This is a genomic window from Streptomyces sp. AC555_RSS877 (genome assembly GCF_019049245.1).
GTDB lineage: Bacteria > Actinomycetota > Actinomycetes > Streptomycetales > Streptomycetaceae > Streptomyces.
This window is the reverse complement of record NZ_JAGMUK010000038.1, coordinates 62,326-72,276: the sequence shown is the minus strand read 5'-3', so window position 1 is coordinate 72,276 and position 9,951 is coordinate 62,326. Positions and strand designations below refer to the sequence as shown.

Sequence of the window (9,951 nt, the reverse complement as noted above, 5' to 3'; positions counted from 1 at the left end):
CCACGCTCGAACAACCTCGCGCGGGGGGACCCCCATCGCGGCCGCTCCGGCGCCTTGCGATGCACGGCACCAGACCACGCGACCTGATCGGACGCTCACAGTGCAAGGACCCCTTACTCGGCGAGCGCGGCCAGTTCCGCGTTCGCCCGCTCGGTGACCAGGGCGAGCACCCGCCCCGCGGCCGCCAGATCCTCGGCGGAGAGGCCGGCATAGATCCGGGCGGAGATCTTCCCGGTCTCGGTGCTCGTCCCGGCGTACAGGTCCCGTCCGGCGTCCGTGACGAGCAGCTTCGGACCCTCGTCGGCGATCAACCGCTGGGCGGCCAGCTCGTCGACGACGCCGTGCACGTCCGCCGCCTCGATCTTGAGCGCGTCAGCGATCTGCGCGACAAGTTCGTCGCGCTCGACGGCGGTGTCGGCGATGGCGACAGGTCTGAGCGTCACCGACTGCTGGAACGTCAGGCCGTAGCGGGCCAGGACGCTCTCCAGGACCGCGCGTCCGGCGTAGTGGGCCAGCGCGATCGCGCGGCCGTCGACGGTGGGTGAAGTGGTGGTCATGACTGCTCCTCGGTCCCTCGGCTGATGGCTCCCCGGCCACCAATAAAGTACATGGCGACTATATCCATGGCTATTAAAAATGCCGACGATTCGTTGACCTGACGCGGGAGCCCCCGCGGAGCTAGGTTGAGCGCCATGAGCAATCTTGATCGCGAGGCGGTTCCCGCCCTGTGCGGCGGCCGCGGCTTCGTGGTGACCGAGCCCGTCCGGGAACTCCTCAGCCCGCGTCACGTCAAGCTCGGCGAATCCACCGAAGTCCGCCGCCTGCTGCCCAACCTGGGCCGCCGCATGGTGGGCGCCTGGTGCTTCGTCGATCACTACGGCCCCGACGACATCGCCGACGAACCCGGCATGCAGGTGCCGCCGCACCCCCACATGGGTCTGCAGACCGTGAGCTGGCTGCACCAGGGCGAGGTGCTGCACCGCGACTCCACCGGCAGCCTCCAGACGATCCGCCCACGCGAGCTGGGCCTCATGACCTCCGGCCGGGCGATCAGTCACTCCGAGGAGAGCCCCCGGCCCCACGCCGCCCTCCTGCACGGCGCCCAGCTGTGGGTCGCGCTCCCGGACGGCCACCGCCACACCGACCCGCACTTCGAGCACCACGCCGAGCTGCCCCTCGTCACGGCACCCGGCGTGACGGCCACGCTCATCCTCGGCACCCTGGACGGCGCGACCTCGCCCGGCACCACCTACACCCCGATCGTCGGCGCCGACCTCGCCCTCGCCCGCGGCACGGACGTACGCCTGCCGCTGGAACCGGACTTCGAGTACGCCGTGCTGTCCATGTCCGGAGAGGCGCATGTGGACGGTGTGCCGTTGCTGCCGGGCTCGATGCTCTACCTAGGCTGCGGCCGCACCGAACTTCCCCTGCGCGCCGAGTCGGACGCGGACCTGATGCTTCTGGGCGGTGAGCCGTTCGAAGAGGAGCTGATCATGTTCTGGAACTGGATCGGGCGCTCCCAGCAGGAGATCGAACAGGCCCGTGCGGACTGGATGACAGGTTCCCGCTTCGGCGAGGTGAAGGGGTACGACGGTGATCCGCTGCCCGCTCCGGAACTGCCGCCCCTGCCGTTGAAGCCGCGGGGGAGAGTGCGCTGACCTGCACGGATGTTGTCGGCCGCTTGCTGGAGGGCGGCCGACCGTTTGCTGTCTCGGGCTGGGGTGGGCGGCGGTCCCGCAACGTGGCCGTCTGCGGGCGGCTGTGGCAGACCTCTCGCTGACCTTTGCTGACTTTTCTGACGCTTAGTCAGGTCAGGTTGTGCAGCCCTCTCGAAGCCCAGTCGCTTGCGCGGAGCTTCGCGGGTTTGATGGCGGCCCGGGTGAACGCTGACCTGGCGCGTAGTTGAGGCAGGTGCTGGTGCTGATCGGCGGGCCTCGCGCTGCGACCTTGTGGGCGGCTGCGTCCGCGGAGAAGCTCGGTCACCACTTTGGCGTGCGGGCGTTGTCCAGGGCTGGAAGGTCGTTCCGCCTGGTCGGGCGCACAGTCAATCGCAGATTCGGTGTCTCCCGCGACGAGGGCGGTGTGCAAGCCGGGGGCCGCCTCGAATCGGCGGAGCGGCGGGCTTGACAGGGGGCTGCGGGTCGGGCTTCCTTAGGGTTGTTGCGTATAAAGATACTGTTGTGTAATTGGCAACAGACCTATCTCTGGTGGGGCGGCTCCCCTAATGGCGGCCGCGATGCCCGGCGATGGAATGGCTCTGTTTCCCCTAATACCGCGGAGTAGCGCTACAGATGACTCGCAAGCCACCTGCTGAGGACCCCGGCGACGCCCGACTGAGGGTCGGCCCGCCGAAGGAGTACGCCGCCGGCCTCCCCGCGGTCACCTCCTCGTTGCGGCACGCCGGCGAACAGATGGGGGCCCGTCGCAGCCTCCTCACTCTGCTGCGGGTCAATCAGAAGCAGGGCTTCGACTGTCCGGGCTGTGCCTGGCCCGAGCCCGACCACCGGCACAAGGCGGAGTTCTGTGAGAACGGTGCCAAGGCGGTGGCCGAGGAGGCCACCGTGCGCCGGGTGACCCCGGACTTCTTCGCCGAGCACACCCTGGAGGATCTGCTTCCGCGCAGCGACTACTGGCTCGGGCAGCAGGGACGTCTCACCCACCCCATGTACCGCCCGCCCGGCGCCGACCGCTACCGGCCGATTTCCTGGGACGACGCGTTCGCCGTGATTGCCCGGGAACTCGACGCGCTCGACAATCCGGACCAGGCCGCCTTCTACACCTCCGGACGGGCGAGCAACGAGGCCGCGTTCCTCTACCAGCTCTTCGTGCGCGCCTTCGGTACCAACAACCTGCCGGACTGCTCCAACATGTGCCACGAGTCCAGCGGCTCGGCCCTTGTGGAGACCATAGGCATCGGCAAGGGCAGCGTCAGCCTGGAAGATCTCTACGAGGCCGATCTCATCCTCGTGGTGGGCCAGAACCCCGGCACCAACCACCCCCGGATGCTCTCCGCGCTGGAGAGGGCCAAGCAGCAGGGTGCCCGCGTCATCGCCGTCAACCCGCTGCCCGAGGCGGGACTGATCCGGTTCAAGAACCCACAGAAGCCCTCCGGTGTCATCGGCGGCGGCACCAAGCTGGCGGACCAATTCCTCCAGATCAGGCTGGGCGGCGACCAGGCGCTGTTCCAGGCTTTCAACCGCATGTTGCTGGAGGCGGAGGACGAGACGCCCGGCACTCTGGACGCCTCCTTCATCGAGCGGTACACACATGGCTTCGAGGAGTTCGCCGAGCACGCCCGCAAGGCGTCGTGGGACGAGATCCTTCAGGCCACCGGGTTGCCCGAGGCAGAGATCCGGGAAGCGTTCGACCAGGTACTGGCCGCCGGGAAGATCGTCGTCTGCTGGGCGATGGGACTCACCCAGCACAAGCACTCCGTGCCCACCATCCGCGACGTCGTCAACTTCCTTCTGCTGCGCGGCAACATCGGTCGCCCCGGCGCCGGCCTCTGCCCGGTGCGCGGCCACTCCAATGTGCAGGGCGACCGCACGATGGGCATCTACGAGAAGCCGGACGACGCGTTCCTGGACGCGCTCGGCACCGAGTTCGCCTTCACGCCCCCGCGGCACCACGGGCACGACGCCGTCGACAGCATCCGCGCCATGCGCGACGGTGACGTACGGGTCTTCGTCGCGCTGGGCGGCAACTTCGTCGCCGCGGCCCCCGACACCGACCTGACCGAGCAGGCGCTGCGCCGTTGCCGCCTCACCGTCCAGATCTCGACCAAGCTCAATCGCTCGCATGTCATCGCCGGAGAGGAGGCCCTCATCCTTCCGTGCCTCGGACGGACCGAAGCCGACCTGCGGCCCAGCGGGCCCCAACTGGTCACGGTGGAGGACTCCATGGGCATGGTGCACCTCTCGCGAGGGCGGCTCGCGCCCGCGTCCGAGCACCTGCTGAGCGAGGTCGCGATCATCTGCCGGATGGCAGCGGCCACCCTCGGGGAAACAGGTCCGCAGGTGCCGTGGGGCGACTTCGCGGCGGACTACGACCGCATCCGCGACCGCATCGAACGCGTGATCCCCGGCTTCGAGGACTTCAACACCCGGGTACGGCAGCCGGGCGGCTTCGCACTTCCCCACCCGCCCCGCGACGAGCGCCGGTTCACGACCGCCACCGGCCTGGCCAACTTCACCGCCAACCCGCTGGAGAGCCCCAAGGTCCCGCCGGGCCGGCTGTTGCTGCAGACGCTCCGATCCCACGACCAGTACAACACCACCATCTACGGCCTGGACGACCGCTACCGCGGTGTCCACCAGGGCCGCCGGGTCCTCTTCCTGCACCCCGACGACCTCACCGAGCGCGGTCTCGCCGACGGGGACCTCGTCGACATCGTCAGCGAGTACGGCGACGGCGTGGAGCGCAGGGCGCCCTCCTTCCGGACCGTGTCGTACCCGACGCCCCGAGGGTGCTGCGCCGCCTACTTCCCCGAGACCAACGTCCTCGTACCGCTGGACTCCACGGCGGCCATCAGCAACACCCCCACGTCGAAGTCCGTCGTCGTCCGGCTGGAACCGCGGTCCGCCGACGCATAGCCCACTTCTCGCCCGGCGGGTGTGAATCGGCCCGCCGGCCGACCGTTCCCTGCCGGAGAGGCGGTGACCGATGATCGGCCCCCTGTACGACCCTGCCCCGATGGCCCGCTTCGGCGACCTCCTCGCCACCGATCTCCGGGACGTGACCAGCGATCCCGCGGCCCTGGACGCCACAGGTTTCTGGGCCGTGGTCGCCGACTTCGAGGGGCGCCTGGTGTGCGCGCGTTTCGGGGACGTACGCCGTGCGCCCGTGGCCACCGCGGAGCCCGCGGCGTGGCGCGGCCCGGATCCGGACGCCTGGACGTCCACTCTCGACCGGACCGCCTACATCGCCGGGGTCCGGCCCCGCGGCGGAGCCGCATAATCGATGCCGCCGCGAGCACATCGCGGCCGGCGAGGTGTACCAGGCGAACCTGTGCCGGGTCCTTTCCGCGCCGCTGCCCGACCCGGAACGGGCGGACGCCGACGCTCTCACGGCGTTACTGGCCCGGGGCAACCCGGCGCCGTACGCCGGCACGGTCCGCCTTCCGGCGCACGGTGTGGAGATCGCCACGGCCTCGCCCGAGCTCTTCCTCCGCCGCGACGGCCGTACGGTGGACTCGGGCCCCATCAAGGGCACCGGCCGGACCGCCGCGGGCCTTCTGGAGAAGGACCACGCCGAGAACGTCATGATCGTCGACCTGGTCCGCAACGACCTGGGACGTGTGTGCGCCACCGGCTCGGTGACCGTACCCGACCTGTGCGCCGTCGAGAAGTACCCCGGCCTGGTGCACCTGGTGTCCACCGTGCGCGGCGAACTCGCCGACCACGTCGGATGGCCGGAGCTGCTCGCGGGAACCTTCCCGCCCCGCTCCGTCACGGGGCGCCCCCAAGCCCAGTGCGCTGCGCGTCATCGCGGCGCTGGAGACCGCGCCGCGCGGCCCGTACTGCGGTGCGGTCGGCTAGGTCGATGCCGACCGCTCCACGGCTCAACTCGCCGTCGGTATCCGCACGTTCTGGATCGACCGCACTGCTGTCGGCGGCCCGTCACTGCGCTTCGGTACCGGGGCGGGGATCACCTGGGGTTCCGACCCCGAGCGCGAGTGGGCCGAGACGCAGCTGAAAGCCCGGCGGTTGCTGAAGGTGGCGTCGGGTGGGCATCGGCGCAGCTCCGGAACGCCCTCGCGCGCAGGCTGCTGACGATCCTCCCTGCCGGGTCTTGTCTCGCTGCCGTTCACGGTGGCCGGTCGGTCGCGGTAGGGCAACTCTGCACGTCCGACCCCTTGACAGCCTTCCCCGAGGCCCAGAAGGTTGTCTCTCATAGTGAAAGTTCATGCGTTATTCGCAACAACGCACGTGGGTGGCCGTTCCGCCACTCCTTCTCTCGTCGTCCTCCCATCCGCTCCGGCGTGTCAGTCGGGCAGGCGGAATCACCGACGAGTTCCCCTGCCGCCGTCCGCGACAACGACTCCACCGCCGTCTGTGGAAAGGACGAGTTGATGAACAACGCCCGCGAAAGAGACGGGAGCCGTAGCCATCCCGTCGACGCGGATCTGCCAGGAAGCCCAGCGGTATCCGCCGGCCCCCGGACCGACCTGGTCGTCTTCGGTGTCGCCGCGGCCCTCACCCTCGCCTTCGTCGTGTGGGGGGCCACCGCGACCGACTCGCTGGAGAGCGTGTCCGGCAAGCTCCTCGACGGGACCATCCGAAACGGTGGCTGGGCCTTCGTCCTCGCCGCCTCGGGCTTCGTGGTCTTCGCCCTGTGGCTGGCCATGAGCCGTTACGGGCGGATCACCCTCGGCGAGGAGGGTGAGCGGCCCGAGTTCCGCACGGTCTCGTGGATAGCCATGATGTTCAGCGCGGGCATGGGCATCGGCCTGATGTTCTACGGCGTGAGCGAACCGCTGTCGCACTTCGTCACACCGCCGCCGGGCACCAACCCTGCCGACGCCCACGAGGCCATGGAGACCGCCATGGCCACCACCCTCTTCCACTGGACGCTCCACCCGTGGGCGATGTACGCGGTGGTGGGTCTGGCGATCGCCTACAGCACCTTCCGGCGCGGCCGCCGGCAGCTGATCAGCGCCGTGTTCACCCCGCTGATCGGGGAGAGCCGGGCGAACGGCTGGGGTGGCCGGATCATCGACATCCTCGCCATCTTCGCCACTCTCTTCGGCTCCGCCGCCTCCCTGGGGCTCGGCGCCCTGCAGATCGGCAGCGGCTTCACCGGGCTGGGCTGGCTGGGATCCGTCGGCACCGGCCTGCTGGTCGTGGTGATCGCGGTGCTGACCGTGGCGTTCGTCGCCTCGGCCGTGTCCGGGATCGAGAAGGGCATCCAGTGGCTGTCCAACATCAACATGGTGCTGGCGGTGACCCTGGCGGTCTTCGTGTTCCTGGTCGGACCGACCATCTTCATCCTCGACCTGCTGCCCACCTCGATCGGCGCGTTCCTCGGCGACCTGGCCCAGATGGCCGGGCGTACCGAGGCGTCGAGCGGCGAGGGCGTCGCCGACTGGCTGGCCGGCTGGACGGTCTTCTACTGGGCCTGGTGGATCTCCTGGACGCCCTTCGTCGGCATGTTCATCGCGCGCATCAGCCGGGGCCGTACCATCCGCCAGTTCGTCGGAGGGGTCATCCTGGTGCCCAGCAGCGTCAGCCTGCTGTGGTTCGCCGTCTTCGGCGGCTCGGCGATGCACCTCCAGGACGAGAAGCGTCTCAGCGACGCCTCGACCGCCCAGGGCCAGCTATTCGACGTGCTCCAGCAGTACCCGGTCGCCACGATCACGAGCGTGGTGGTGATGGTCCTCGTCGGGATCTTCTTCGTCTCCGGCGCCGACGCCGCCTCGATCGTGATGGGCACGCTCTCGCAGCGCGGATCCCTGGAACCGACGCGGGGTGTCGTCGTCTTCTGGGGTGTGCTGACCGGAGCGGTCGCCGCGATCATGCTGCTCATCGGCGGCGGCAAGGGTGACGCGCTCACCGGCCTGCAGAACCTCACGATTCTCGCGGCTGCCCCCTTCACCCTGGTGATGGTCGGCCTGTGTATCGCGCTCACCCGAGATCTGCGCCAGGATCCGCTCATCATCCGCGGGCGCATCGGCAAGGAAGCCGTCGAATCGGCCGTCATCGCCGGCCATGAGAAGTACGACGGCGACTTCGAACTCCGCATCGGTCCCTGCGCGCCCTCCGACGGCACGGAGGCCGACCACTCCCAGCAGTCCGCACAACCCACGCGGTCCACTTCCACCTCCGCTCCCTGAGAGCGGCCGGACCCGCGCCCGGCGGGGTCGTGGCACCGACTTGGTCGGCCACGGCCCCGCCGGGCGTTCGTGCTGCTCCGGCCGCGATCCCGACCGGCTGCGGGAACCTTGTCGCCGTGCTTGACCCCCGGTCGGCACTCAACGATGCTGTGTTGCGACACGTGAGATGTGTGCCGTAATGAGCAACATCTGATTCAAGTCTCGACCAGCCGAGGAGTGGCCATGACGCACCAGGTCCGTGCTGTCGTCGCGCGGGGCAAGGGCGCCCCCGTCAGCCTGGAAACGATCAACGTGCCTGACCCGGGTCCGGGTGAGGCGCTGGTGAAGATCGAGGCCTGCGGGGTCTGCCACACCGATCTGCACTATCGCGAGGGCGGAATCAACGACGACTTCCCCTTCCTGCTGGGCCATGAGGCCGCGGGTGTCGTGGAGTCGGTGGGGGAGGGGGTCACCGACGTCGCGCCGGGCGACTTCGTGATCCTCAACTGGCGTGCGGTGTGCGGTCAGTGCCGTGCCTGTCAGCGCGGGGAGTCGTGGTACTGCTTCAACACCCACAACGCCAAGCAGAAGATGACCTTGCTCGACGGCACCGAGTTGTCGCCGGCGCTGGGTATCGGCGCCTTCGCGGAGAAGACACTGGTCGCTGCCGGGCAGTGCACCAAGGTCGACCCGGCCGCATCGGCGGCCGCCGCCGGTCTGCTGGGGTGCGGCGTGATGGCGGGCATCGGCGCGGCCATCAACACCGGCAACGTCGGGCGAGGTGACTCGGTCGCCGTCATCGGCTGTGGCGGTGTCGGGGCCGCGGCGATCGCCGGGGCGAACCTGGCGGGGGCGGCGAAGGTCATCGCGGTCGACATCGACGACCGCAAGCTGGAGACCGCCGCGAAGCTGGGCGCGACCCACACCGTCAACTCCAGGTCCGCCGACGCGGTGGAAGCGATCCGGGAGCTGACCGGCGGCCACGGCGCCGACGTCGTGATCGAGGCGGTCGGCCGCCCGGAGACGTACAAGCAGGCGTTCTACGCCCGCGACCTCGCCGGCACGGTAGTCCTCGTCGGGGTCCCCACGCCGGAGATGAAGCTCGAACTGCCGCTGTTGGACGTCTTCGGCCGCGGCGGCTCCCTGAAGTCCTCCTGGTACGGCGACTGCCTGCCCTCCCGCGACTTCCCGATGCTCATCGACCTCTACCTCCAGGGCCGGCTCGACCTGGACGCCTTCGTCACGGAGACGATCGCGCTGGACGAGGTCGAGAAGGCCTTCGAGCGGATGCACGGCGGCGATGTGCTGCGCTCGGTGGTGGTCCTCTGATGGCCGCCCGCATCGAACACCTCGTCACCTCGGGAACATTCTCGCTGGACGGCGGCACCTGGGACGTCGACAACAATGTGTGGATCGTCGGCGACGACAGCGAGGCGATCGTCATCGACGCCGCGCACGACGCCGACGCCATCGCCGAGGCCGTCGGCGACCGGCGCCTCATCGCGATCGTGTGCACCCACGCGCACAACGACCACATCGACGCCGCGCCCGAACTCGCCGCGCGCACGGGCGCCCCGGTCCTGCTCCACCCGGACGACCTGTCGCTGTGGAAGCAGACCCACCCCGACCGGGCGCCGGACGCCGAACTCACCGACGGCCAGGGCCTCTCGGTGGCCGGTGTCGAGCTCACCGTGCTGCATACGCCGGGGCACGCCCCCGGGGCGGTCTGCCTGTACGCCCCGGCTCTCACGGCGCTCTTCAGCGGCGACACGCTGTTCGCCGGCGGGCCAGGGGCGACAGGGCGGTCGTACAGCCACTTCCCGACCATCGTCGAGTCGATCCGGGACCGGCTGCTGACGCTGCCCACAGACACCGTCGTGCACACCGGCCACGGGGACACGACCAGCATCGCCGCCGAGGCCCCGCACCTCCAGGAGTGGATCGACCGCGGCTTCTGACGCCCCCGGCGACCGTTGAGCGCCCGCCATCGGCTCGCGGCCACCGCGAGCCGATGTAGCGGGCTGCTGTTGTTCTATATGAGTTGAGTTTCTTATGGCGCAACGAAATGAACGGCCTCAGAGTGCCCTCTGGATGCCTTGACAAGGGTTCAGGGCGACCTCAGACTAATGTTGCGCTTACCG

6 protein-coding genes and 1 pseudogene are annotated in these 9,951 nt (G+C 69.4%); 6 read left to right on the top strand and 1 reads right to left on the bottom strand.

The genetic code is table 11. The annotated features are described in order from the left end of the window. Nucleotides 1-113: 113 nt before the first annotated feature. Nucleotides 114-557: a winged helix DNA-binding protein gene (locus tag KUM49_RS16515; protein ID WP_217237608.1), complete on the bottom strand. Its 444-nt coding sequence runs from the start codon at nucleotides 555-557 to the stop codon at nucleotides 114-116. 135 nt (nucleotides 558-692) lie between these two features. On the opposite strand from KUM49_RS16515, the gene KUM49_RS16510 reads away from it, so the two are divergent. The 6 genes and pseudogenes from KUM49_RS16510 (at nucleotide 693) to KUM49_RS16485 (ending at nucleotide 9,768) form a co-directional block, all read left to right on the top strand. After that, nucleotides 693-1,658, top strand: a complete 966-nt coding sequence (locus KUM49_RS16510) for a pirin family protein (RefSeq protein WP_217237607.1) — start codon at nucleotides 693-695, stop codon at nucleotides 1,656-1,658. Nucleotides 1,659-2,291: 633 nt separating this feature from the next. Further along, nucleotides 2,292-4,592, top strand: coding sequence for an FdhF/YdeP family oxidoreductase (locus KUM49_RS16505; protein ID WP_217237606.1), 2,301 nt, complete (start codon nucleotides 2,292-2,294; stop codon nucleotides 4,590-4,592). A gap of 70 nt (nucleotides 4,593-4,662) precedes the next feature. Continuing rightward, a pseudogene (locus tag KUM49_RS16500) lies at nucleotides 4,663-5,771 on the top strand (chorismate-binding protein). Between the two features lie 299 nt (nucleotides 5,772-6,070). Continuing rightward, nucleotides 6,071-7,831, top strand: a complete 1,761-nt coding sequence (locus tag KUM49_RS16495) for a BCCT family transporter (RefSeq protein ID WP_217237681.1) — start codon at nucleotides 6,071-6,073, stop codon at nucleotides 7,829-7,831. Nucleotides 7,832-8,053: 222 nt separating this feature from the next. Then, nucleotides 8,054-9,139, top strand: coding sequence for an S-(hydroxymethyl)mycothiol dehydrogenase (locus KUM49_RS16490; RefSeq protein ID WP_217237605.1), 1,086 nt, complete (start codon nucleotides 8,054-8,056; stop codon nucleotides 9,137-9,139). Continuing rightward, the gene (locus KUM49_RS16485) at nucleotides 9,139-9,768 is read left to right on the top strand and encodes an MBL fold metallo-hydrolase (RefSeq protein ID WP_217237604.1); all 630 of its coding nucleotides are present in this window, start codon (nucleotides 9,139-9,141) and stop codon (nucleotides 9,766-9,768) included. The genes KUM49_RS16490 and KUM49_RS16485 overlap by 1 nt, the downstream gene beginning before the upstream one ends. Nucleotides 9,769-9,951 lie beyond the last annotated feature (183 nt).